The sequence below is a fragment of the Humiphilus diazotrophicus genome, assembly GCF_059726315.1.
In genome coordinates this window covers 6,874,722-6,899,332 of record NZ_AP040870.1, presented here as the reverse complement: position 1 = coordinate 6,899,332, position 24,611 = coordinate 6,874,722, and the positions used below count along the sequence as shown (strand labels likewise).

Below are 24,611 nucleotides of genomic sequence, written 5' to 3'. Positions count from 1 at the left end.
CAGCAGCTGTTTCAGTAGCGGTAACCGGCTGCCCGGTTCTTAGCTACCCGGACCTTAGCTGTCCGCTTTATCAGCTGCCCGCTTCTTAGCTGCCTTTCTCATATCTTCAGCCCAATCGAGCGCATCAAGGTTAGCGCGTTCGTGGTTTGCACGATGCCGCGATGGAGCTTGTAGTCGAAGTGCAGCTCGCCGTTTTCGAAGCTATCGCTGAAGTGGAAGTTAGCTGTATGCTCTCCGATGCTTTCGGCGATCTTGGTCAGCGCGAGATCGTGCGTTGTTACCAATCCGATTGCGCCGTTCTCCAGCAAGCTGCGCAGGATGGATTCGGTGCCGACGCGCCGGTCATAGGAGTTCGTGCCAGACAGCAATTCGTCAAAGAGGAAGAGCACGGGAGGCTGCTGACCGCTCAGATCGGAGATTTGCTTCAACCTCTTGATCTCCGCATAGAAGCGCGAAAGCCCGCCTTGCAGCGAATCCAGAACGCAGATCGAGGCGGTAACCGCCAGCGGCGAAAGCTCCATGCGAGTGGCGCGCACCGGAGCACCGGCAAGAGCCAGAACGACGTTCACGCCGATACCGCGCAGGAAGGTACTCTTCCCTGCCATGTTCGGGCCGCTGATCATAATCATCCGCAGTCCATCGCGGCTCAAGCGGATATCGTTGCTGATAGCCTTCGCACTCTGCAACAGAGGATGTGCAAGCCCCTCGGCCTCCAACACCGGACCGCCTTCTGCCAGAGAAGGCATCACATCGTCGGGATTCTCAAAGGCATAGCTGGCCAGTGAAGATAGAGCCTCAATCTCGGCGACGGAATCCAGCCAGACGCGAATCGAGCGGCCATAGGTGGCCCGCCAATTCTCGATCGTGAAGAGGCAGTGCGGGGTCCAGAAAATAAACAAGTCCAGGAGCCGGGCAAAGAAGTTATCGCGAGATTGCAGCCAATAGACTTTCTTTTCTAACTTGGTAATTGCCTGCGATGGAGCAAGCCCCCGGGTTTCGAGTGCCTTTTGCAGCGCCATGAGCTTGGAGGAGGAAAACTTCTCGGCTTCAATCCCGGAGAGCACGCCTGACAGGATCTCCAGATCGTGCCCGGCTTGTTCGATAGCACCGACCGCCGCCTCAACGCGATGACGGAGGCGATAGGTAATCAGCAGATTGATCGCGCTCATAAGCAGAGCAACCCATCCCACCCCCCATACCTGACCGACCATAAAACTGATAAGCCACAACGTGGCACTGACAGCCCACAGCGCACCTAGAACCAACATTCCGATCCGCATCGGAACGGAGTTAGAAAAGGACTCTGTCTCACCCCAGGCAATCAGCTCATCGTGATGAACGCCAACGCGAGCATCTTCTCCGGCAGTCGCGAGCACTTCGCGAAGGGCCAGATGGTCTTCAAGATCCCGAACAGACTCCTGCCGCGCCAGAATCTCGGCTGGAGAAGCGCTCTTCAGCAGCCAGTCGGCCAGAAGCTTTTCGCCAGCGTGAGTTCTTGCCAGGCAGAGGAGTTCGAAGAGACTTCCCTTTCCGAAGATATCCAGATCGCGGGCATAGGGATGAGCAAAGTCCAGAAATTGCTCGCCGCTATTGCCCTTGCCCATCCACTCACCGCGCAGGCGTTCCATTCCATGCTCGTAATAGGCGATCAGGCGGACGGTTTGGCGTAAGGCTCGGAGCACCCGTTCATGAAAGACAAGTAAGACGATGAAGAGCACCGCGGGGAGCAGAAGATATCCAAGCCCCGGACGATAGAACTTCAACAACCAGATTGCGGCGATAACAGAGATAGCTACGAGAGTTAACTTGGCAGTAACAAATCTGCGATCTGCTATGTGATAACGTGCTTGCGCTGTCCGAAGTCGTTCAAGTTGAAGCGTATATTCCCGGCCCGGATCCTTCTTATTCTGACCCATTGTGCCATTCTCTCAAGGATCGTGGATTGTGAACAGAAAAGTACCGCCGGTCTCCAGGCCGGCTGTCGTGGGGGCGTCCTCGCCCGCACAGGCGAAGCCACGTTGGGAATTGAGGCTGTGGATAGCAGAGCTATCTCCGGTCTCTTCGCGCCTTGTTCAGAAAGCATCCCGGAGGGATGCTACCAAACTAGCCCCGGGTGTAGCGTAGCGAAACCCGGGGTAACGCATCACCGAATATTTCCCGCCCCGGTAGGTGGCGGGACGAAATCTTCCCCCTATCCGACAAAGCAAATTCGTTCCGCCCCATACGGGGCGGAGGTCGTGTTGGCATCGTTACCACGGGTTTCGCTACGCTTCACCCGTGGCTATTCTCTTGGCATCCCGACGGGATGCCCTCTGCGTATCCTCTGTAAACTTCCCTGCGCTATCGCAACTTTGCTTGCTTCCCCCAAATGTGCCCCTGGTGTGGGCGAGGACGCCCACACGACAGCCGGACTGGAGACCGGCGGTACCTCTACATACTTCAGTGGCAATATGAAACGTAACTGTATCAATCGGAACAGCAAAGCTTTATCCCGTTCGGAGTGTGAGACACCTATAGGGTAGAATCAATTCCAAGTGGAACTGCTACTCAATTCGCTGTGGGTGGGTATCTCCCTGACGCTTCTGTGCCTCTGGTTCAGATTTGCGCGCTCCCGCGAACGTTCTGTCCGGGTATTTCAGGTTGCCGCCCTCCTTCTGGTAGTTGCGTTGTTGTTGCCGTGCATCTCGATGACGGATGACATTCTCGTAACACAAGGCGCATTGGAAAACGATTGTCGGATTCGACGACTTCAGGATGGGTGTGCCCTCGACACAATTCTGCTGACGACAGCTCTACTACTTCCGCACACCATCGGATTACCGCCAACAGCTGCAAGTCAAGCTACCTGGCTGGAACCTATAGCCGGGCTAAGGTACCTTGCAGACTCATATATTCCCGCGATCGATAATCGTCCTCCACCGCAAGCCTGATTCCGGGCCCCTGATTTTTCCTCAGTTCTAATTCTGTCTTTTCTGTAATCATGCGCAGACACGCGCCCAAGAGAGTTTATGAAACGACTCACTCGTTATTTGAGTATGTTTGCCTTCGTGTATTTCTGCACCGGCACCTGCTCACATCTATATGCTCAACAGCCGGCCGCTTACTCGCTTCAGGATGTATTGAAGATTGCCGCAACGCGCAATCCGACGCTCTTATCCGCCGAGCAGCACCTCCAGGCCACCAAAGCCAGCGAGATTACGGCTTCACTTCGCCAGAATCCAAACTTCCAGCTTCTGGGTCAGGGCATCACCCTTCCCAAGAAGAACAATTACGGTGGCAATCCTTATTTCTACTCCGCCAATGTCTCGCGCCTCTTTGAACGAGGCAACAAGCGCGGCATCCGCATGGAGATAGCCACGGATACAACCAACGTCACCGCCAGCCAATTGGAAGATCTGAAGCGAGGACTCAATCTCGCTGTAAAGCAAGCCTTTACCGACATGCTGCTGGCGAAGGAATTGCTCCATCTCTCGGAAAGCAACCTGACCGAGTACAAGAAGCAAGTGGATCTGAATCAGGAACGCCTTCGCGCCGGAGACATTGCCGCAACCGACTTCAAGCGCATCGACCTGCAACTGGCCAGCTTCGAAAGCGACTACGAGAATGCCAAGCTAGCCGTAACTCAGGCAAGCGATGCCCTGCAAGTTCTGCTCGGCTACGACCGGCCTAACCCCGCCTTCGACATCTCCGGCTCGCTCTCCACACCCGAGCTTCCGCAGACTCTCGAGCAACTGCAGCAACAAGCACTCACGGCGCGTCCCGACTATATCGCCGCCCGGCAGAGCGTGGATCTCGCCAAGGCCAACGTCAAGCTGGCCGACGCCTATTCCACCACCGATCCCACGCTGGCCGCCGAATACGAAAAGAGCGGACCCGATCATACCGTAGGCGGAAGCATCAACATTCCCTTGCGCATCTTTGACCGCAATCAGGGCGAACGCCAGCGTACACGTTTTGAAGTTCAATCGAACCAGCTTGCCGAGCAGGCAGCCCGCAACCAGGTGGCCAGCGATGTCGATCAGGCCTGGGCCGGTTACACCTCTGCCCTTACGCAAGCGCGCCGCTACAACACCCATTACCTCAAGGAATCGGAAGAAGTGCGAGCCAACATGGAATACAGCTACCAGCACGGAGCCGCCACTCTGCTGGATTATCTCGACGCATTACGGAATTACAGGCAAACGCATCAGGACGCCTTGAATGCGAATGCACAAGTCTGGCTAGCCATCCATCAGCTGAGCTATGCCACCGCTACGGAGGTCGTGCAATGAAGAAGAACTTGGCTTATCCGTTGCTCATAGCCGGTTACAGCTCCTGCCTGCTCGGACTTACCCTCTTCACGGCAGGATGCAAGGAGAAGGCCGCGCCGCAACCCGTGCAACAGGCACAGGGAACTCCGGTCGTCCAGATTGCTACCGTTCACATGGAGGAGGTTTCAGACCATCTGGAGCTTCCGGCCCGCGTCACTCCCGATCCTTCGCGCGTGATTCACCTCTTTCCCCAGGTCTCGGGACGACTGCTGAATCTGAGCATCCGCCCCGGCGATCAGGTCTCCAAGGGGCAGGTCATCGGAACAATTCAGAGCAGCTCGATTGCGCAGGCTCGCTCCGATTATGAAAAAGCCGTCATCGAAGACCAGCGGGCCAACGCACAATTGCGCCGCGCCAAAGATCTGCTCGATCATCAAGTAATGTCGCAACGCGAGTACGACGATCTGGCGGCCATCGCCAGAACCGCCGACTCCGAATTGCAGAGAACCAAGCAGACAATCCGTATGCTCGGCTTCTCCCCCGACGGAACCTCGGACCTTGTACCACTGCGCTCACCCATTAGCGGAGAAGTTCTGGACATCGGCACGGCAGGCGGAGAGATGCAGCGCTCGCTCGATGCCGCAACAGCAATTGCCACCATCGCCAATCTGGATTCGGTCTGGCTCCTGGGCGATGTTTACGAACATGACCTGAGCAACATCAAGGTCGGCACGCATGTCGAAGTGACCTTCCCAGCCTATCCTGGACAAGTCTACCCCGGCGTCATCAGCAATCTCTCCGATGCCCTCGACCCCAACTCGCTCACCGTCAAGGCTCGCGTTGTGCTCACGAATCCGCACCACACCTTCAAGCCGCAGCTCTACGCGAACATCTCCGTACAGAATGCCGTCAGCCGCGCCATCCTTGCACCTGGAACCGCAGTCATCCACGACGGTACGACGAACTTCGTCTTTGTGAAAGACAATGGCGGCGAATATCACCGTCGCGATGTAACACTGGGGCCGACCCACGGCGACAAGATTGAGATTCGCTCAGGCTTGAACGACGGCGAAGCCATCGTAATCACCGGCACCGAACTGGTGCGCGACGCCAAGGGAAATTAGCCATGCAGAGCATTGTCCGCGCACTCATCCGCTTCCGTGGCATCGTCGTCATCCTTCTGGTAGGAGCGATTGCGGTTGGCATCTATGCCTTCACCGAACTCGACATCGAGGCTTATCCCGATCCCGCGCCGCCGATGGTCGAATTCATTACGCAGAATCCGGCCTGGTCTGCAGAAGAGATGGAGCAGCAGGTTACCGTTCCTATCGAAGCAGCACTGAACGGTACGCCGCATCTCGACCAGATCCGCAGTATCAGCATCTTTGGGCTCAGCGATGTAAAGCTCTACTTCAGCTTTGACTCAAGCTACTTCAACGATCGTCAGGAAGCGCTGAACCGTCTGCAATCGCTCACGCTCCCCGGCGGACTGCAACCGCAGCTCTCACCGGAATCGCCCGTTGGCGAAATCTATCGTTACGAGCTTGCCGGGCCTTACTCGCTGAATGAGTTGAAGGCCACTCAGGACTGGCTGCTGCTGCGCGAGATCAAAGAGGTCCCCGGCATCATCGACGTAGCCAGCTTCGGCGGAACCACACGCCAATATCAGGCCGATGTCGATCCCAACAAGCTGCGCGCCTACGGCATCACCATGACGCAGGTGCTCAACGCCGTCCAGAACTCGAACGCCAATGCGGGCGGCAACTATCTCACGCTCGGCAGCCAGAGCGTGAACGTACGCGGCATAGGATTGCTGCACACCATCAGCGATATGCAGAACATCGTCGTCGTCGAACGCAACGGCACGCCCGTCAAGCTGAGCGACATCGCCGACGTTCGCGAAGGCTATCAGCCGCGTCTGGGCAAAGTGGGCCTGAACGAGAAGCGCGACATCGTCGAGGCCATCGTCCTTCTACAGAAGGGCGAAAAGTCTCTGCCCGCTCTCGATTCCCTGCATAAGAAAATCGACGAATTGAACCACGGGAACATCCTTCCCAAGGGCATGCACATCAAGACGCTCTACGACCGGACAAAGCTAATCGGAGTCACCACGCACACGGTCCGGCACGTCATCTTCATGGGTCTGCTCTTCGTCACCCTGGTTCTGCTGGTCACCATCGGCGATCTGCGTATTACGTCGATTGCAGCCTTCACCATTCCCGTCGCCGTGCTCTTTGCCTTCACGATCATGGTCTTTACGGAAGCCTCGGCAAACCTGATCTCAATTGGAGCCATCGACTTCGGAATCCTCATCGATGCCTCCATCGTGGTGCTCGAGAATATCTATCGCAACATCTCGAATCGCAGGCCGGACGAGTCGAATACCGACCTGATCGTCGATGCCGTCTCCCGTGCATCGAAGCCGGTGCTCTTCTCGACCGCCATCATCCTGATCTCGTTCATTCCCCTCTTCACCATGCAGGGAGTTCCGGGCAAGATCTTTGCACCAATGTCGGAGACCTACGGACTAGCGCTCATCGGCGCACTGATGTACGCCGTTCTGCTTGCTCCCGTCATCAGCTTTCTCTCCTTGCCCAAAGATCCGAAGCCGGGCAAAGGAACTCGCCTGATGACGAACATCTACAAGGTCTATCGCTGGTCCTTGCGGCATGCCTTGCATCGGACCTCCGTCGTATGGGTAACCGCAGCAGTTGCAATGCTGGTTGGAATCCTCGCCTTTGTTCACGTCGGCGGAGAATTCATGCCCGCGCTGGAAGAAGGCAACCTCTGGATTCGCGCCACCATGCACCAGGACACCAGCTTCCAGCAATCCGAAATCATTGCCGACAAGCTGCGCGACATCCTGCGCTCCTATCCCGAAGTCACGAACGTGATCTCTCAGATGGGACGCCCCGACGATGGAACCGACGTTTCAACCTTCAACAATGTCGAACTGCTTGCCTCCTTGAACGATGCTTCTACCTGGCGTCCGCAATTCCATCACAATAAGGACGAGCTGATCGAATCCATCCAGAAGCAGTTCAACCAGTACCCGGGAATCGACTTCAACTTTTCGCAAAACATTCAGGACAACGTTGAAGAAGCAATGTCCGGCGTCAAGGGCGAAAACTCGCTGAAGCTCTTCGGTCAGGATCTCGAACAGCTGAGCAAGACGGCTGACAAGATCGAGAAGATCATGCAAAGCGTCCAGGGCATTACCGATATCGGCGTCTTCAATGTCACCGGACAGCCTAGCCTGATGATCTCCATCGACCGGCAGAAGGCCGCCCGCTACGGACTGCAGCCGCAGGATATCAATGCCGTCGTGCAAAGCGCCGTCGGCGGTGCTCCCGTTACCCAGATCATGGACGGCGACCGGCGCTTTAACTTTGCCGTTCGCTATGCAAAGGAGTATCGCAGCACTCCGGAGGCAATCTCTGCCATACAGGTTCCCACCCCGGATGGAAACAGTGTTCCCCTGAATCAGGTAGCCACGGTAGAGATCAAGAACGGAGCCTTCGAGATCTATCGTGAAGCCGGTAAGCGCTATATCCCGATTAAGTTCAGCGTCCGTAATCGCGATATGCAAACCGCTATCCAGGAGTTACAAAAGCGTGTCGATACGGAGGTTAAGCCGACACTTCCGACCGGCTATGAATACACCTGGGCCGGACAATACGACGACCTGCAGAAAGAACTGCGCCGCCTGATGGTCATCGTTCCAATCAGTCTGCTGATCATCCTGCTGGTGCTCTATCTGCTCTTCAATAACATCCATGATGCGCTTATCGTCCTTGCGGTTCTGCCCTTTGGGGCCATCGGAGGAATACTGGCGCTCTTCCTCACCCATACGCCGTTCAGCATCTCGGCAGCCGTCGGCTTTACCTCTCTGCTGGGATTGAACACGCTAAGTGCTGTCGTCTTCCTGACGGGTATCCGCCACGCACAACACGCGTTAGGCGTAAGACAAGGCCTGATGCAAGGCGCTCTCGACGAGATGCGCCCCATCGTGATGGCGACGTTTGCAGCAGGACTGGGCCTACTACCGGCAGCTATCGCCACCGGTATCGGCGCACAGACGCAGCAACCGCTGGCACGTGTCGTGGTAGGCGGAACTGTAACCACACTTGTTTCGATTCTCTTCCTGGTCCCACTTCTGGCCCGCAAATTCGGCGAACCCAAAGTCGAGCACCACGAGGCACACTAGAACATGATTCTGCGATGTAGGCGAGATAGCTAACATCGCAGAATAGAAGAAGAGCCAAGAGAGAAAAGAGCAGAGAGAAGAGAGAAGAGCAGTCCTATCGGCCTGGAGGGCCGATAGCTAAACGTCAGCCCAGTCCGCCAGGACTGGGTGGGAGGTACAAAACGATATCCGAGCGCTGGAGGCGCGACACGCACTCGATAGGTTCGAAATGGGTGCCGCGCCGCTGGCGCTCAGATCTGTTGTTGCCTGTCGACCCAATCCTGACGGACTGGGCTGACGTTTCGTACCGGCCCCCTGGGCCTATTCCCTCTCTGCCTAGCACTCGAGAGAAGAGACGATAGGAACAACTGCTCGATACCTATGCCATCTGATTGATCTTTGCTCCTGATTTGCCATCTTGAGCCTTCTGTTCGACATAACTCAAGGCCTTTTGAAAGGTTGATGCAGGCGCCCACCCGACATTAGCAGAGATATATGTCTGAAGAAACGATGTGCTGATGTCTCCAGTGAGGTCACCGGATTCACGTTCGATACCGATAAGGTCGGCCATCGAACGAGTATTCTCATCGTGAGCCAAAGCATCATCGAGTGTAGTTGTTCCCGTCATGCTCTCCAACATCGCGGCATCGCTGGCGGTAAGGTATTCAGTAGGATCGAATGCTCTTGGATTTCCGGGCACCGAATTCGATTCGGCTGCCCTTTCCAGATTTTGGATCTCCGCGGTAGCATGTGGATCTGCCACAACCTCTTCAATACTGGATTTTCCATACCGCATCTTCAGATAATCCCAGTCAAATGTTGTGAGATTAGCGCCTATTGAATCTTTGGAAGAGGAGGTGTTACCGGCTGAGGCTGAAGTGTATAAATTCGAGCTAAGTGATGTTACAGAGGATATTGACATGGGGGAGGTCTCCTTACAGGCAAAATGTGCTGCCTGGCCATGCAGTTAAGCAATAACTCGGCCACTCTTACAGCCGGAATATAAGAGCCCCTTAATTGGCCTACCACAGTCATATCAAGCAAGTTTTATATCTTCCTAGAGCAGGCGAAACAGGCCAACATCGCAGAATAGAAGAAGAGCCAAGAGCGAAAAGAGAAGAGAGAAGAGAGAAGAGAGAAGAGAGAAGAGAGAAGAGAGAAAAGCAGTCCTATCGGCCTGGAGGGCCGATAGCTAAACGTCAGCCCAGTCCGCCAGGACTGGGTGGGAGGTACAAAACGATATCCGAGCGCTGGAGGCGCGACACGCACTCGATAGGTTCGAAATGGGTGCCGCGCCGCTGGCGCTCAGATCTGTTGTTGCCTGTCGCCCCAGTCCTGACGGACTGGGCTGACGTTTTGTACCGGCCCCCTGGGCCTATTCCTCGGCATTGGGATATCTGAGAATAGGTCTATAGACTCCCCGTTGGTTTGTCAGGCTTCTCTTCCGGTGAAACAGAATAGGCCGAAGCCTCCATCTTGAGAGCATGCAGCACAACCGGCGCCAGCACCATCCCTGAAATTCCCATCAATCGCTCACCAATCACTAGCCCGATTAAGGTAAGCCACACAGGGCTGTCAATCCTTCTGCCAATAATCTTGCTATTGAGAAAATACTCGAGCTTGTGTATCACCACCAGAAAGATCAGCGCATAGATTCCGGTTCTGGCCGAGAGCGTAAAGCCAACGCCGACAATCACAACGTTGCTGATGATGTTTCCCACAATCGGAAGCAACCCGCAGAGAAACACCAAGGGAATAAGCAAACCTGCATACGGATAGCCATTGAGAAGGAGAAAGGCTGCCGTCAATCCTGTGTTAATCGCCGAGATGACAATCTGCGCACTTATTACTTTGGAAAAGCTCTTATATAAGATCGAAAAGCGCTTTGTAAGTTCCCGTGTTACCGCACAATAGAAATTGTCAGGCGCATCCGGCTTACAGTCGTATACCGTCCAACCGGAACTAAGGAAGACACTCAGAGGCACAACCAACCCTGCGATGACGAGTACCAGCTGAAAGGAAGCAACCTGAGCGGACTTGCCGATAATAACGGCTCCCTGTTTTGCCGCATCCAGTGCAGTACTCTTTAGGCTCTCATAATCCGTAAAGGGCAGTTCGATTCCGTTTTTCTCGCAAAACTCTGCCATCGCAGGGATCGACGTTCCCGCGATCCGCGGCAGGGTGTGATACGCAAGGTTCGAGAAGTAAACCAGTCCGACGCCGATAACGGCCACCGTAAGCAGGTAGAGCGAGACGCTCAACGACTTGTTCCGGCGAAAGTTGAATGCCCTCAGGGCCAGATAACCGAACAAGGAGGTCAGCAGGAATGTACCAAGATGCAGCCCTACAACCAAAACGGCTAAAACGAAAAGAATGAGGTATGAAACGCGGACCGGTTGCTTCATGTAGCTATCATAGTTTCAGCTCCCGAATTCCAGAAGCTTGGGGACAAGAATTACAAAGATCGGACGAAACGCCTGCTCTCGCACGGGAAATAGAATAAAATGTGTTCCGCTTGTCCCCCTCTGTCCAGCTTCAGCTTCGCCCGTGCGGCAGAGTATTCAAAAATGCAAGGACGTGAGTCCAGTTTTCCGCCGCTCCTTTTGGATCACGAGCCTCAATCAGCGTCGAGGAGCCGTGTACACCGTTTTGTGGGACATATTGCGTCTTGACCTTGGCAGGCGAAGCAGCCAGGATTGTCCGTGCAGCGCTGATTTCCTTGGCATCCGACGAAGAGGTTACGTAGATCGGGACATGCACCCGCGCCGCAGCCTTTGCAACAGAGCCCGCTTCGGCAAGGTACTCACCCGGCGAAAAGGCCACCACGGCACTGACCTGAGCCGGATGCTCGGCCGCAACCTTGAAGACCAAAGCAGCAGAGTAGCTGCTGCCCCACACAATGACCGGCAGATGCTGATCGGCACCCCATTGAAGAGCGGCAACCAGATCCGGCTCTGCCTCGTCATAGCTGGCTGGCTTCCCCAGCTTCGCCGCAGTTTCGTTTGGCCCATACAAGGAACCGCCCGAGCGTTGATCGATTGCCAGAGCGGTAAATCCGGCAGCCACCAGACGCGGTGCAATCGTCTCGTATTCAGCCTTGCTCGATCTCGCCTGATGGAAGAGCAGAACTACAGCTTTAGGATGTTCCGCCTTATAGAGGAGTCCTGAGATGGACACACCGTCGCTCGCCTTCAAATTCAGCGGCGCAGGGTGCGTTTGAGCACTCAACATTGTCGATACTCCTAATACGACCGCATTCGTGATGATTCGTTTCAGCATCGTCTTTGCATACCTTTGCCAAGATTCAGAAACGCAATACACATGATCACATACGTTTCCGAGTACCCTGACTTTGTAACATAGAAGCCCTCAATATTCATGATAGGCGCGTTGCGGCAAGGAAAGAGGAACAACCTGCGAAGCGGCGGCGGTCAGAAACCGCCACCTTCCTGCTCGGTAACAAATGCAGCGTGGAATCGAGTAGGCCGAATAGTTGCAAGGTACTGTTTGAGAGTATCTTCGCGCGTGGAAGCAATGACCAGAACGCGCAAACCGGTATAGGTTCAAGGCCTTTGTTCTTTCCGTCAGGTATGTTACCGAAAATGTTTCTCTCTCAAAGAAGGCTGTTTTCGGCTGGCCTGAAGACCAGCCCTGACACAGGGCAAAAGCCAATTTGCCTTTGAGATTCTGGATATGTTCATGACTTTCTGCAATTACCAGCTCGAAAAATGTAGAAATCCAGAAAGCATCCCGGAGGGATGCTACCAAACTAGCCCCGGGTGAAGCGTAGCGAAACCCGGGGTAACGTATCCCAAATATTTTCCCGCCCCGGAGGTGGCGGGGCGAACTCTTGCCCCATCCATCGAAGTAAATTAGTTCCGCCCCATACGGGGCGGAGATCTTGTTGGCATTGGGACCACGGGTTTCGCTACGCTTCACCCGTGGCTATTCTCTTGACATCCCACCAGGATGCCCTTTGCTTGGTACCAACTAGACTGATTGGAGACTCTGCGTGACAAAAAGCAGCGTAAGGCTAGTACGCTCTCGCACTAGCCTTACGTCGCTATTGGCCCTCTATTGAACGCCGCAGCTACCCTTATATTGCAAGGGCTGTGTCCTGAGGACAAAGCTTGCAGACTTCACCTGACTGCCGCTTGTTCCAGTTACGGTTATTACGGAATCTCCAATAAAGGTAGAACTGCTATACGCTGAGGAAAACGTCAAAAACATACTACTTGGTGTACTGACGTATACCACTGGGCTGGAAAGCTGAGCGGTCACGCCAGGAGGTAATCCGCTCACCGAGAGAGCTACCGTCCCACTAAAACCGTAAAGCGGAGAGACGGCAACATAATAGCGCATCGAATGACCTAACGACAAAGGTGTCGTCTGGCTTGGGTAAGTTAACATCACTGTAAATGATGGAGTAAGCGGGGTAAAAGTAGCCGTAATGTTGGCAGGGCTGTACATCGTCAATGTGCAGGCACCCGTACCAGAGCAAGCCCCCGACCAACCCGAAAAACGGTATCCTGTCGATGGCGAGGCTGTAAGGGTAACGGTCGTCCCATAGGAAAATCCGGTAGTACAAGTACCCGGGCAAGAGATACCGGAAGGATTACTAGTTACAGTGCCGTTCCCACTAACACTCAACAAAAGCGTCTGCATTGGCCCATATTGCAGAATGTTCGCACTTCTTGTACCCGCTGATCCATAGCCAGCTGTTATAGTAGCCTGCCGACTCGGGCCTGTGTTCTGTGCCACGTTGTAAGTGGTTTTACAAGTAGCTGTCTGACCAACCATCACAGGGTTTGGATTGCACGTTTGTGAATTCCAGTTGAAGGTCAACCAGTTGACATCGGATGATAATGGGGGCGACCAAAGCGTACAACCAAAGGCGCTAAGAATAGTGTAGGAATACTCAACTGTCCATGTTCCGCCAGCACTTGGGAGATTCGTGTATGCGATTACTGGTCCGGGAACACAGGACGAATCGGACATCGGCGAAGCATCGTCAGCAGAAGCTATGGTTTTGCCACCACTAATCACACGAACACGATGATTCCCTGCATCAGCTATATACAGACTATGGGTTGTATCCACGGCAATGCTGCTGGGCTTAGTAAATTCAGCTCCAGTCGCTGCTCCATTGTCTCCGGAGAAATCCGCGGTGCCATTGCCTGCGATTGTGGTTATAACACCGGTAAAAATTACAATCTTGCGAATGCGTACATTCCCTGCATCCACAAAATACAAATTCCCACTCGCGTCCATTGCCAAACCTGTAGGCTTGCTTAGCTGGGCAGCGTTGGCTTGTCCCCCGTCTCCGGAGAAGCCCGCCTCTCCCGTTCCAGCCACTGTTGTAATCTCTCCGTCTAGCCCTACCTGACGAATACGATTGTTCAGCGTATCTGCGATGTAGACATTTCCATATTTATCGACCACAAGGCTTTGGGGGCCATTCAGTTCTGCGCTAATCGCCTTTTCAGCGTCCCCACTATAGCCTGCAATGCTGTTTCCGGCAAAGGTTGTGATAATACCTGTTGATTGCGTTATTTTACGAATGCTGTTATTCCGGGAATCTGCAATGTAGATGTCGCCCTTTGCGTCCACAGCAACACTCGTGGGATCGTTTAGCTCGGCATCGGTCGCTAACCTGCCATCACCAAAGATACCCGCAATGCCGTTTCCGGCGACCGTTGTAATGATGCCGGTTTTAGCTGCAACCTTGCGAATACGATTGTTTTGGGAATCCGCGATATAGATGTTACCGCTCGCATCTACCGCCACTCCGCATGGGCCATTTAGCTCAGCGCTAGTTGCCGCAGCATCGTCACCGGAGTAACCTGCTGTACCGATTCCAGCCACTGTCGTAATAATGCCAGTTTTAGCTGCAACCTTGCGAACACGATTGTTTAAACAATCTGCAATATAGATGTTCCGATCTAGGTCTACTGCTACTCCTTGTGGGCCGTATATCTCAGCATTGACAGCTGGTCCATTATCCCCAGAGTAGCCCGGCGTCCCGGCTCCCACCACGGTACTAATCGTACCCTCAGCAGGCAGGGTGACCTGAGCACACACAATTCTTGCACAGCCTGCCAAGTAGAGCAGCAGAACCGCGACAATTGAAGACACCCGAGTTGGTGATCTCATTAAATCCTCTATGCTAATAGTTGGTTATACATCCGTCTATGACGGGAGATAAGAGCAACACTGACCTGCAGAGCATCAGCGTGCCAAAGGTCATTTACGGCAACTACTGCAAAGTGACCAATATCTCGATAACACCGGTACCGGAATCAAGCGAACCGAGAGCTTTGCCGACTACAGCACCAAGCATCTGACCACGATCTGTACCTTTCATTGCATAGCCCATTTGAGAGGAAGTTACCAACAAATCACCGACTTTGATGGGTCCGTTCTCTGTCGTCACTTTGGTTGGAACCCGCCCCACCATCGCCATAGGAACTTCATTCGCACTTGCGGGATCAGTTGCTGGCTGCTTCCTGCCGACGAAACCTGGCTTGGTGGAATACACACCCGCCACCAGTGTCGAATATGCTTGATTGGATTTGAGGAATTTTCCAGGTGCAGTGGGGTCAATGACCAAAATATCGCCCGGTTCATATTTCGTGCGATCACCTGTTACATCTACAGATTCGGCATAATCGGCGCCACAGTTGGCAGGATTGAATCCGACTGTTTGGACGCTGCCATCAGGGAAACGAATGCCTGAAGCATTAACAACTCCGTTCACATCGAGCTTATAACCAGGATTTGGCGTACCGATGCCTACGTTGCCGTTGTAACCAGAAAACGTTAACGAATTGGAATAAGTATGGCCGTTGTTCAATACATCAAATGCGTAGGAAACAATACCAGAATCAGGGATGTAAGAACGAGCATCCAGATGAAACGTCCCGAGCGGTCCACCTGAAGTGAGTCTGAGCAGCGAAGCAGTATTAATGTTGGTGATATCAAGTTGTGCGCCGGGATTTATCGTGCCGATGCCCACATTGCCGGTGCTGCCTTGAAGGTACAAAGGTATGGTTGTTACGGAGATATTTTTCATTGAAAACTCGTAATCAACTCCGCCACCTGTCGGCACTTCAGGCAATATATCGAGGTGGTAGTTTACAGGATCTCCTGCGCTTCCCGTAATCCGTAATGCAGGCGTCGCGTTGGTCCATCCACCTGTCCCTCCGTCTTGCAGAACTTCAAGCTTTCCTCCCGGTCCCGTCGTGCCAATCCCGACACTACCACTGGCGGGCCATGGATATGTGTTCTGTGCCCCAGCGCTCATCGCAAACGGTACGATGCAAAATGCCAAACCAAGAATTCGTTTCCGCATATTTCTCATTTCTTGTCGCTCCTAACCATGTCTTGTGTTCTGATAATTGGATCTCGTCACCAATTCAGGACCTTTTGCCGGAGATGAAGATTCGACTGCTAATCCCGATGCTTGTACCTGATTCATTGATGATCGAATTATCGTTGTAGAACTATCTAGAAAAGACCAACTGCATGCCATAGGTTCTCTATTGTTTAGCCTGCAATAATCCTTGATTCAATCAGCTGTTCGCCACATTACCCAGAATTTATCACAGACCTATTAGCAGCCAACCACTAAGGCAACTCGTCGGCCCAAATGCCACAACTTCTTCGACTATATATGGATATAGCTAAGACTGTATACAAAGCATAGTAATACAACAAAGCATACATGCTAACATTACCGTTAACAGACAAAGAAAAAGTTGACTCTTCGGTAATTCCGGGATGGCCACATTTATTCAGAAATATGCAATGCGCATGATCCCATTTGTCGCTGAGTATCCGGACCTTATAACATGGAAATCATTAATAGGTGCATTTTAGTCTGGGGTTGAGAGTAAGTGGGGGTCTCTTATTCGCACCCTGGAACACAAGAACACGTGTCCTGGGACTCCGGCTTAGCAACAGAATGGAACGCCATTCTGGAGTTTCTACAATTCCAATCAGGAAGTAGGAAAGGAAACAGTGGAAGAAAAGTCTCCGCTTCTCCTTGCATTGTGCCTCCGTCGGCAAAGCATCCCGGGAGATGCTACCTTTGCTGGCTCACTTGCTCGAAAATTGGCCACGTTCCAGAAAGCATCCCGGAGGGATGCTACCAAACTAGCCCCGGGTGAAGCGCAGCGAAACACAGGGTAACGTATCCCAAATAATTTCCCGCCCCGGCAGGTGGCGGGGCGAACGCTTACCCCAATCCAGCGAAGTAAATTCGTTCCGCCCCATACGGGGCGGAGATCTTGTTGGCATTGGGTCCACGGGTTTCGCTACGCTTCACCCGTGGCTATTCTCTTGGCATCCCTACAGGATGCCCCCGTCCCGTGGGGACGGTACGAAGCTCAGTCGCACACGAGTCGGGAATCCTAATCTAGGGGATGGAGAAACTCCAATAGCATACCTCCGCATACCCTTTGCGTAACGTCTGTGAACTCCCCATATTGTAGTTAGCACAATATGCAATCGATACAGTTACTATAGACGACTAATTTACACTATGTAGAAGATCTGAAATAGGAGTACGTAGAGTTTTGGTAAGGGTTAAGCTTCAGGCGAATCCGCAGCTGGCCAATGAGGGAATCATGAGACGCTGGTTCGGAACCACGTCTCTGGCCGAAAGCCTGGTGCTGCTTCTGTTCACGACGATTGCAGGCGTAGCAGCCTTCTTTCACGAGCCCTGGTGCGATGAGGCGCAAGCCTGGATTCTGGCCCGAGATGCGAACCTTCCCCGTCTTCTGCATCAGATGGGCTACGAGGGCAGTCCCCCGCTTTGGCATTTCCTGCTTGAGATCTTTACTCGCACCGGGATGCCCTACCGAACGATGGAGGTGGTCTCCGTCGTACTGGTCGTCGCGGGGATGTATGTCTGGCTGAGCAAGAGCCCGCTGCCTGCTCCGGCGCGTCTTCTTATTCCCTTCGCTTTTTACTATCAGTATCAGTATGCGGTGGTATCGCGAAGCTATGCTCTCTCGACGCTCCTGGCCTTTACTGCCGCTGCGCTCTGGAAGATGAGGCCTGTTCCCGTACTGCCCTTTGCCGTCATGCTCGCCTTGCTGGCACAGAGCAATATGCACGGCTGCATGATCGCCGCGGGAGTCACCTGCGCCTTTGGCTGGCAATGGGTTTGCGGTGTCTGGAGTAACCGGGCCTCCGGCATCAAGACATCTCACATAGTACTCGGCGGTGGTTTGATCGCAGCCTCGGGGCTGATTGCCCGAAAGCTGGCCATGCCCGCGCCGGACTGCAGTTCCAAACCGGCGGTTCAGCTGCATCAGGGCTCGATAATAGATGCGATTACCAGGGCCCTCGATGGCTTTTCGCAATTCAGCAAGGCAATCGGGCTGACTCCCTCCTGGACATTGAGCCTTGTGCTGGTCCTCGCAATCTGGATCTTCGCCGCCAGAAAGGGTTCGTGGTTCTATCCGGCGCTGGCCTCCTGCCTGCTTCTGCTCTATCCGGTAGGATCGGTGAATCAATCCTTTGGATTGATTCAGAGTGTGGTCCTACTGCTGCTGGTTCTGTCCTGGTTTATCGCGGTCAGGCGGCTTACCTGTGCTCTTCCTTTTCTGTTCACGGTGCTTGCGATGGGCTTTGTCTGGTCGCGTCCCTGGCATTACGGAATGGCTCTGACGGCCTTTCTCGTCTCAGTATGGGGAGCCTGGCCTACGGAGGATACAAAGAGAGAATCGGCCACGCTGACGCTTGCAGCTATCCTGGCGGTGTTGGTAATTGCGCAGATGCCTGGAACAGCGAAGAGCATCTATGACGAGATTCGCGGACCTTATTCCGGATCGAAGGCGACGGCCGAATTTCTTGCTCCTTACGTTGGTCAGAGGCATATCTACTGCACAAACTTCTATGGTGAGGCAGTGCTGCCGTACTTCGATCACAATGTCTTCGACAATTGGAACGACACCTTCTGGACATGGTCAACGAAAAGATCTGTAGATGCCAAGCGGATTCTCAATGAGCCTCTGTCGAACAACGCTATCGTTGTTGTTCCTACCGGAGGTATGTCGTCGCCTAAGCCTCCAAGGTCGAGCGATGCTTCTGTACATCTGGCAAAACACCATTTCCATAAGACGCACGAGTTTTGCGGAGCACAGTTCTGGATGGGCAAGGTAGCAGAGTACGAGTGCTACGACATCTATCAACACGCACGCTAATAGGAAGGAATGCGGCTTCAATAGCGGTAGCCGGAGGATTTTTCTGCCTGCAAGAGATATCCGGGTGCCCCATTTTCACGAGCGAAGCGAGTTAAAGTGGGACCCACAAAAGTTTTCATATCGGTAGCCGAACAAAGCTAAATCCCAAGCATCGTCGCAAAATCCCAAGCATCGCCCGGTTACCGAGGACGACACATCTGTTCCCCCCACTTTAACTGCTGCTTCACTTCGTTTCGCAGCGTGAAAATGGGGCACCCGGAATGTAGATGAGGACGAAGGAACGACGCTTTGTTAGGCGCGTCTATTGTGGTGCTTTACAGCAGCATGCTTGTGAGCGTGCTTCTTGGCAGATGCGCGGGTCGCATGTGCCGCGTGGGGTGCGAAGGTCCACTGACGGACCGGACCTACATCGATATGTACAAACTGACCGCGAGGATAGTATCCTACGCCACCTGCTCCGAGTGACAGCGCCGCATCGCGCAATTCCGCAGCAGGAACGCCGGGAACCCGGACATCTACAGCCTTGGCGTAGATATGCTGCGAAAATCTGGCGGCATTGGTGGTTCTACTCTCAACCAGCAGGTCGTTGGTCTCCTGCGAGCGGTAGCCGGAAACAATATCGACCTGTCCGCTGGGTCTTCCCACCTTCGCGAGCACGGTATGGAGGACGTCGAAGGTACGTGGGTCGAAGTGGCTTACTTCTTCATTATGGCTGTCGCGCAGAAACTGATTGAGCCTGTCCAGAGCCCCGGGGATGTAGGTATCGCCGATCCGGTACACAACATTGACGATATCGCCCGAATATTTGCGAACCAGCGTCAACTCGTATTTCTTTCCATCGGCGGGCACGGCATCATCGGTATCCGGAAGGAAGCCCTCTGTCGGTAGAGCAGCATCGACGAAGGCATGAGCAAGAGCCCGAAGCCTGGGATGTCTGCGGAGAGCCGATTTGCGGGCATGTGCCGGAGGAACAGCTACACACATCAAAGCGACGAGGACGAAAAGCGGAAGGGCGCGGGTAGAAACGAGGGACTTAAGAAATCCAAGCCGTGGTATCGGCCAAGCAGCATAGCTCCGTCGTTTGGTTTGCAGCGCCAAGGTTCTCACTTCTCCCTAGTCGTATGTATTTAGCAATGCGGAATGCTTCTACTCTGCCTATCGGCAGCGAAACATTTTTCTATCTTACGGATTGAAATCGATGCTGGCAACCTGCGGCGGAAAGATTCATTACGGGCCAAGCCTGAATCTACACGAGCCTATAACGGGAAGCCGCGCCAGATCTGATTTAGCTAGCTTTAGCAGAATCTTGGACTTGAGAAGATAAGTTGCTCAGCGAGGGTATTCTTGCTCACTCCACTTTGTGCCTAGAGTCACATTACGATGTAACGGCTCAAGCGTAGTTTCGATGGGATAATGCAAGCTCCGATTCTGAAGCAGTTTATCCCTTATGTTTTCAGTCTCGCTATAACTTCATCTTGCCTTTTCCTGTCCTCAGGAAACTTGTACTGGTCGAATGCGTGGCTGCTGCTGGGATTAAACTCCGCCGCCAGCGTAGTAAGCATGATTCTGCTGTGGAACAACCCCGAATTAAAGGCGGAACGCAGCAACACCAAGGCTGGCAAGAACTGGGACAAGCCAATTGTCTTCGTCATGGTTCTTCTAGGCCCCGTGGCAACATGGATCACGGCGGGACTCGATACCCGGTTTCACTCCTCGAAAACTATGGGACCGCTGTCTGTTCTCGCAGGTGTCGTCCTAGCTGCATTGGCCATCGCCCTGGTCACCTGGTCCATGGGCACCAACAGATTCTTCTCTGCTATCGTTCGCATTCAGAAGGATCGCGGTCACGTGGTCGTCTCAAGCGGGCCTTATCGCTTCATACGGCATCCGGGATACACGGGCATGGTCCTCTTTACGCTCGTCACACCGCTAATCCTGAATTCCCGCTGGGCCTTTATTCCTGCGGCTATAACAGCTGCCGTCGGAGTGCTGCGAACGGCGCTCGAAGACCGCACCCTCCGGAACGAACTGGATGGCTATGCCGACTATGCGCACAGGGTGAGATACAGACTGGTGCCGCTTCTCTGGTGATGTGTTCCGTGTCCTGCCCGAATAGGTGGAGAAACTGTCTTGAAGATGAGATATCGGTTTTGTGTCAGGGCATGGGCTTTAGCCATGCCGCAAAGGCAGCGAAAAGTGGTTCGGGCTTTAGCCCCTGTTCTGGCAAGACCTAGCCCAAATGCTGATGTAAAAGCAGGACTGATCGATCCGGCAGAGAAATCCCCCTATAGCTATACCTATCTAGCGAAGAAAAGGCACAGGGGCTAAAGCCCAAAACTTTTAAGAACTCGACCTGCGGCATGACTGAAGTCATGCCCTGACACAACGCCTGACCAATGCTTGGAACGACCGAAATTGTTGTTATATTTCTCTGTTCTTTATTGATATCCTTCGCAAGATTTAGGAATTCCTTGTGGTTCGAATACATCCACGCTGCCTTTGCTCTAGCTGGCACGTTTGCTGCTTGTTCGCCTTGGCTTCGGCTTGCTTTTGCTCTCTAGATTGAGGGCTACAGCGGCGCGGATAAGCTCCTTCAAGGCCGCTTCCTTGACCTTCTCGCCTTCGTGAATGTCGATAGCGCGCCGGACGTTCCCTTCGAGGCTGGAGTTGAAGAGACCCGCAGGATCTTCCAACGCAGCACCCTTGGCAAAGGTCAATTTGACGACGCTCTTGTAGGTCTCTCCCGTGCAGATGATGCCGCCATGAGACCAGACGGGAGTCCCCATCCACTTCCACTCTTCGACAACCTCTGGATCTGCCTCGTGCACGATCTGGCGCACCTTGGCCAGCATCTTCCCACGCCAGTCTCCAAGTTCCTTGATCCTTTCGTCGATCAGGGCGGAGGCCGATCCCTCCGCTACGGGCTTCTTCATATATGGCTCCAGTTTTCGCAATTAATTTAGCGATGCGCGGCACAACCTGTAAACACGTCTAGAACGATGCTGCATGCAAACGACGCCAGCAGAAGTACGAGAGCACCCAAAGTACGCTGGTGCCCACTGCCCAGCCCCAAGCCTCAGGGCCATCGCCCACGGCAAGATGAGCGATGACAGCCGAGACAAGGTTGATGGCAAAGCCTGCGTAAGCCCATTCCTTGAGCCTCGCCGGAAGCGGAGCGAGCAGCAGCACTACTCCGAGAAGCTTAGCCAAGGAGAGTTCTACCCGGAAGTAGGCGGGAAAGCCGAGATGAACAAACGCCTGCGCCACTTCCGGCAGACGCAGTTGTGCGTAGGCGGTAAAGCTCATCTGCAAGCAGAAGAGCGCGGTAACGGTCCAATAGGCAATATTGATGGCTTTCGGGGTAGTTTTGGCGGCGACGAAGGCCGTCTTCTGCATGGTCGATTCCATGGAAATCCTCCTCCTGCTGCTGTTCTTCAACACGTGTGAGTGCTGGGCGCTTAGCCGTGAGTCTCGACAGCGAATTGTTTTGCATACTCGGCGCTCAGGCGTTGCCAGCCCTTGAACTTCATGGCATCGGGGCCAGCGATGCGCCCGATCGGCTCCCCAGAGAGAAGCCGGTCGAGAACGTCGAAGCAGATATGCCATCCCGCAGCGCCCCAGGAGATGTAACGGCGATCGATACTGTGCCAGAGCGTAAGGCGAGTTCCCTTGCCCAGCGGCTCAAGCTCCCAGCGGAGGTCGCTGTATTCAAGCACTTTAGGCGCCTCGGCCCGCGTCACCTTTGTTTCGGAAACCTGCGCTGTCCCTGTCCAGGTAAGATTCACCGGGCCAACCGTGCCCAGGCTCCCATTCACTTCAAAGGGAGCCCACTCGCGCAGTTGTTCCGGATCGATGAGAGCCTGCCAGACCTTCTCCGGTGAGTGACGCAGCTCCCGCACAAGGATGAGCGTCCACTTCTCTCCATCTTTTCGTACCTGAGCCCCAGAGGCGGGACCCGGCGTGTATTGATCGCGATCGGTCATCTTCTTCTCCTCGTCTTACTTTTCGTTTGGCGTGGATGGAACTATCCGGTCGAGCTGGTCTTACGAGAGCACTTACTGAGTTACTTGGACTTAGGCTTTGTCTTCTTCTTTTTTGTTTGAGCTAATCGCTCCATGTGGTCGAGATGGCGCTCGAGAGCATCCACATGAGCCGACCAGAACTGTCGGAATTGCGACAGCCAGTCGTCCACCTCCTGGAGAGGTTCAGGCCTTAGCCGATAGAGACGGCGTTGCGCATCCACGGTCGATTCCACAAATCCGGCCTCCCGCAGCACCCGCAGATGCTTTGACACAGCCGGTTGCGACATACGAAGTTGACGCTCAATCTCTCCAACCGACTGCTCCGACGAGGCCAGGAGACTCAAGATAGCGCGGCGATTCGGCTCCGCAATGATTTCGAAGACAGATTCCACATCTCATTACATACCTAATCGTGCATATACCTGTCAAGGCATATTCCAGAGGAGGCATATAAAATTTGTGGGCGTGGGCTTACCGGGTAAGAAGGGATATCCCTGAAGGGACAAAGTTGCGATAGGTTATGTCCGATAGACCATGGAAGGCCGCAGACGATGCGCAGATGGCATCCTGGAGGGATGCCGAGATATTAGCCCCGGGTGTAGCGTAGCGGAACCCGGGGTAACGCACCCCAATATGGTGGCGGGACGAAATCTTGCCCAATCCAGCGATAGTACGATTCGTTCCGCCCCATACGGGGCGGAGGACTTATTTGCGTAGCTATCCCCGGGTTTCGCTACGCTACACCCGTGGCTATTCTCATTGCATCCCTCCGGGACGCAATGAGTTTCTACATTCTTCGAATTGAAATTGCAGGAAATCTTTGGACATAACCAGAGTCCCCAAAGCGAAGTGGCTTTGGTCATGTGTCAGGGATGGCCTTCAGGCCATCCGAAAGCCGTCTTCCTAAGAGTGGCTTAACATTCTCGGTAACGAATACTACGGGAAATTGAGCAGGCCGAATAGCTGCAAGGTACTGTTTGAGAGTATCTTCGCTTGTGGAAGCAATGACCAAAACGCTCAAACTGGTATAGGTTTAGTGCCTCTGTTCTTCCCGGTGCAGATGTTACCGAAAGTGTTTCTGCTCTCTTAACGAAGACTGTTTTCGGATGGCCTGAAGGCCATCCCTGACACACAACCTGGCCAATGGTTGGAACGACCGAAATTGCTGTTATATTCGTTGTTCTTTGTTGCTATCCTTCGCGAAAAATGTAGAAACTCTAGGCATCCCTCCGGGATGCCCGATTCAAGGTGTTACCTATGTCCCCGCTCGCACATTTGCACATTTCTTCGGAACTCCAGACCATTCTTCTCGTACGAAGACTTCGTCCGATTACCGAACATGAAGAAATCAGAATCGCAGGACAACTCCCGAGCCGAGCCGCAGGTTATTCTGGACCGTCGTGGTTCCGTTGGACAGCGCTGTTCTTATCCAGGAGGCATCGATCACACGAATTGCCATGCGATGCGAAACTGGATAATCCACTCCTCCGCCTACCAGTAGGGCAGATCCAGTAGCGCTGGATGTTGCCCCCTTCGGATTCGGGAAGAGGCTGTTCTGTCCGTGGGCAACTCCGCCCATCGCCTGACCGTACACTCGCAAACGACCGTTCGGCGCGGTCATGGTATATCGAGGACCAAAGACAGCCGTAATCAGATCCAGCCCCACTCCCGATTGGGCAATATTTCCGGTGTGCACACCGGAGACATCTCCAGCTATCTCCCAGTTACGAGTAATACGTCCGGCTATCTGGACCGCTCCACCCTGCATCCAGAAGTTATAACCGGAGACAGTGTTGGAGTGCATAGCGTCAAAGGTAACTGCCACCTCGACGGGACCGGTAAAACTCTTCTGAGCATTGCGCACTTGCCCCAAGGAGCATAGCGTACTTGCCAAGCAGGCTCCAGCAAGGAGCACCTTTCTACGAAACATCATGAAATGCAT

General features: G+C 53.9%; 18 protein-coding genes. 6 read left to right on the top strand and 12 right to left on the bottom strand.

Features of this window, described 5'->3' with window-relative positions:
- Positions 1 to 98: 98 nt before the first annotated feature.
- Positions 99 to 1,916: a MutS-related protein gene (locus AC6I7T_RS27620; RefSeq protein ID WP_497791042.1), complete on the bottom strand. Its 1,818-nt coding sequence runs from the start codon at positions 1,914 to 1,916 to the stop codon at positions 99 to 101.
- A gap of 618 nt (positions 1,917 to 2,534) precedes the next feature.
- Between AC6I7T_RS27620 and AC6I7T_RS27615 the strand changes: the two genes are divergently transcribed.
- The 4 genes from AC6I7T_RS27615 (at position 2,535) to AC6I7T_RS27600 (ending at position 8,457) form a co-directional block, all read left to right on the top strand.
- The gene (locus tag AC6I7T_RS27615; protein ID WP_497791041.1) at positions 2,535 to 2,930 is read left to right on the top strand and encodes a hypothetical protein; all 396 of its coding nucleotides are present in this window, start codon (positions 2,535 to 2,537) and stop codon (positions 2,928 to 2,930) included.
- Between the two features lie 78 nt (positions 2,931 to 3,008).
- A complete protein-coding gene (locus AC6I7T_RS27610; RefSeq protein ID WP_497791040.1) occupies positions 3,009 to 4,271 on the top strand; it encodes a TolC family protein in 1,263 nt (420 codons plus the stop codon).
- The gene (locus tag AC6I7T_RS27605; protein ID WP_497791039.1) at positions 4,268 to 5,374 is read left to right on the top strand and encodes an efflux RND transporter periplasmic adaptor subunit; all 1,107 of its coding nucleotides are present in this window, start codon (positions 4,268 to 4,270) and stop codon (positions 5,372 to 5,374) included. Before AC6I7T_RS27610 ends, AC6I7T_RS27605 begins: the two co-directional genes overlap by 4 nt.
- A gap of 2 nt (positions 5,375 to 5,376) precedes the next feature.
- Complete coding sequence (locus AC6I7T_RS27600; protein ID WP_497791038.1) at positions 5,377 to 8,457, top strand: efflux RND transporter permease subunit; 3,081 nt, start codon at positions 5,377 to 5,379, stop codon at positions 8,455 to 8,457.
- Between the two features lie 358 nt (positions 8,458 to 8,815).
- On the opposite strand, the gene AC6I7T_RS27595 is transcribed toward AC6I7T_RS27600, so the two are convergent.
- The 5 genes from AC6I7T_RS27595 to AC6I7T_RS27575 all read right to left on the bottom strand — a co-directional run bounded on the left by AC6I7T_RS27595 (position 8,816) and on the right by AC6I7T_RS27575 (position 15,787).
- Positions 8,816 to 9,358, bottom strand: coding sequence for a hypothetical protein (locus AC6I7T_RS27595; protein ID WP_497791037.1), 543 nt, complete (start codon positions 9,356 to 9,358; stop codon positions 8,816 to 8,818).
- Positions 9,359 to 9,845: 487 nt separating this feature from the next.
- Positions 9,846 to 10,841 carry an AI-2E family transporter gene (locus AC6I7T_RS27590; RefSeq protein ID WP_497791036.1) on the bottom strand — a complete coding sequence of 332 codons (996 nt, stop codon included), beginning with the start codon at positions 10,839 to 10,841 and terminating at the stop codon, positions 9,846 to 9,848.
- Between the two features lie 130 nt (positions 10,842 to 10,971).
- Positions 10,972 to 11,715, bottom strand: a complete 744-nt coding sequence (locus AC6I7T_RS27585) for an alpha/beta hydrolase (protein WP_497791035.1) — start codon at positions 11,713 to 11,715, stop codon at positions 10,972 to 10,974.
- A gap of 795 nt (positions 11,716 to 12,510) precedes the next feature.
- A complete protein-coding gene (locus tag AC6I7T_RS27580; protein WP_497791034.1) occupies positions 12,511 to 14,589 on the bottom strand; it encodes an NHL domain-containing protein in 2,079 nt (692 codons plus the stop codon).
- A 103-nt stretch (positions 14,590 to 14,692) separates the two neighbouring features.
- The gene (locus tag AC6I7T_RS27575; RefSeq protein ID WP_497791033.1) at positions 14,693 to 15,787 is read right to left on the bottom strand and encodes a hypothetical protein; all 1,095 of its coding nucleotides are present in this window, start codon (positions 15,785 to 15,787) and stop codon (positions 14,693 to 14,695) included.
- A gap of 1,276 nt (positions 15,788 to 17,063) precedes the next feature.
- Between AC6I7T_RS27575 and AC6I7T_RS27570 the strand changes: the two genes are divergently transcribed.
- Positions 17,064 to 18,647, top strand: a complete 1,584-nt coding sequence (locus AC6I7T_RS27570; RefSeq protein WP_497791032.1) for a hypothetical protein — start codon at positions 17,064 to 17,066, stop codon at positions 18,645 to 18,647.
- A 291-nt stretch (positions 18,648 to 18,938) separates the two neighbouring features.
- Here the strand turns inward: AC6I7T_RS27570 and AC6I7T_RS27565 are convergent, their stop codons facing one another.
- Positions 18,939 to 19,754 (bottom strand): YcbK family protein, encoded by an 816-nt coding sequence (locus AC6I7T_RS27565; protein ID WP_497791031.1) that lies wholly within the window; start codon positions 19,752 to 19,754, stop codon positions 18,939 to 18,941.
- 393 nt (positions 19,755 to 20,147) lie between these two features.
- Here AC6I7T_RS27565 and AC6I7T_RS27560 point away from each other — a divergent pair, with 393 nt between their 5' ends.
- Positions 20,148 to 20,738, top strand: coding sequence for a methyltransferase family protein (locus AC6I7T_RS27560; protein WP_497791030.1), 591 nt, complete (start codon positions 20,148 to 20,150; stop codon positions 20,736 to 20,738).
- A gap of 413 nt (positions 20,739 to 21,151) precedes the next feature.
- Here AC6I7T_RS27560 and AC6I7T_RS27555 read toward each other — a convergent pair whose 3' ends face one another.
- From AC6I7T_RS27555 to AC6I7T_RS27535, 5 genes are all read right to left on the bottom strand, one after another.
- Positions 21,152 to 21,580, bottom strand: a complete 429-nt coding sequence (locus AC6I7T_RS27555; RefSeq protein WP_497791029.1) for a DUF1801 domain-containing protein — start codon at positions 21,578 to 21,580, stop codon at positions 21,152 to 21,154.
- 58 nt (positions 21,581 to 21,638) lie between these two features.
- Positions 21,639 to 22,055 carry a DoxX family protein gene (locus AC6I7T_RS27550; RefSeq protein ID WP_497791027.1) on the bottom strand — a complete coding sequence of 139 codons (417 nt, stop codon included), beginning with the start codon at positions 22,053 to 22,055 and terminating at the stop codon, positions 21,639 to 21,641.
- Between the two features lie 50 nt (positions 22,056 to 22,105).
- Positions 22,106 to 22,630 (bottom strand): SRPBCC family protein, encoded by a 525-nt coding sequence (locus tag AC6I7T_RS27545; protein ID WP_497791026.1) that lies wholly within the window; start codon positions 22,628 to 22,630, stop codon positions 22,106 to 22,108.
- Between the two features lie 80 nt (positions 22,631 to 22,710).
- Positions 22,711 to 23,061 (bottom strand): ArsR/SmtB family transcription factor, encoded by a 351-nt coding sequence (locus AC6I7T_RS27540; RefSeq protein ID WP_497791025.1) that lies wholly within the window; start codon positions 23,059 to 23,061, stop codon positions 22,711 to 22,713.
- A 956-nt stretch (positions 23,062 to 24,017) separates the two neighbouring features.
- Positions 24,018 to 24,602, bottom strand: coding sequence for a hypothetical protein (locus tag AC6I7T_RS27535; RefSeq protein WP_497791024.1), 585 nt, complete (start codon positions 24,600 to 24,602; stop codon positions 24,018 to 24,020).
- Between the last annotated feature and the right edge of the window lie 9 nt (positions 24,603 to 24,611).

Excerpts from the sequence above, each read along its gene's own strand:
- AC6I7T_RS27620 (WP_497791042.1), bottom strand. The coding sequence starts at position 1,916 with ATGGGTCAGAATAAGAAGGATCCGGGCCGGGAATATACGCTTCAACTT.
- AC6I7T_RS27610 (WP_497791040.1), top strand. The coding sequence starts at position 3,009 with ATGAAACGACTCACTCGTTATTTGAGTATGTTTGCCTTCGTGTATTTC.
- AC6I7T_RS27605 (WP_497791039.1), top strand. The coding sequence starts at position 4,268 with ATGAAGAAGAACTTGGCTTATCCGTTGCTCATAGCCGGTTACAGCTCC.
- AC6I7T_RS27600 (WP_497791038.1), top strand. The coding sequence starts at position 5,377 with ATGCAGAGCATTGTCCGCGCACTCATCCGCTTCCGTGGCATCGTCGTC.
- AC6I7T_RS27595 (WP_497791037.1), bottom strand. The coding sequence starts at position 9,358 with ATGTCAATATCCTCTGTAACATCACTTAGCTCGAATTTATACACTTCA.
- AC6I7T_RS27590 (WP_497791036.1), bottom strand. The coding sequence starts at position 10,841 with ATGAAGCAACCGGTCCGCGTTTCATACCTCATTCTTTTCGTTTTAGCC.
- AC6I7T_RS27585 (WP_497791035.1), bottom strand. The coding sequence starts at position 11,715 with ATGCTGAAACGAATCATCACGAATGCGGTCGTATTAGGAGTATCGACA.
- AC6I7T_RS27580 (WP_497791034.1), bottom strand. The coding sequence starts at position 14,589 with ATGAGATCACCAACTCGGGTGTCTTCAATTGTCGCGGTTCTGCTGCTC.
- AC6I7T_RS27575 (WP_497791033.1), bottom strand. The coding sequence starts at position 15,787 with ATGCGGAAACGAATTCTTGGTTTGGCATTTTGCATCGTACCGTTTGCG.
- AC6I7T_RS27570 (WP_497791032.1), top strand. The coding sequence starts at position 17,064 with ATGAGACGCTGGTTCGGAACCACGTCTCTGGCCGAAAGCCTGGTGCTG.
- AC6I7T_RS27555 (WP_497791029.1), bottom strand. The coding sequence starts at position 21,580 with ATGAAGAAGCCCGTAGCGGAGGGATCGGCCTCCGCCCTGATCGACGAA.
- AC6I7T_RS27550 (WP_497791027.1), bottom strand. The coding sequence starts at position 22,055 with ATGGAATCGACCATGCAGAAGACGGCCTTCGTCGCCGCCAAAACTACC.
- AC6I7T_RS27545 (WP_497791026.1), bottom strand. The coding sequence starts at position 22,630 with ATGACCGATCGCGATCAATACACGCCGGGTCCCGCCTCTGGGGCTCAG.
- AC6I7T_RS27535 (WP_497791024.1), bottom strand. The coding sequence starts at position 24,602 with ATGATGTTTCGTAGAAAGGTGCTCCTTGCTGGAGCCTGCTTGGCAAGT.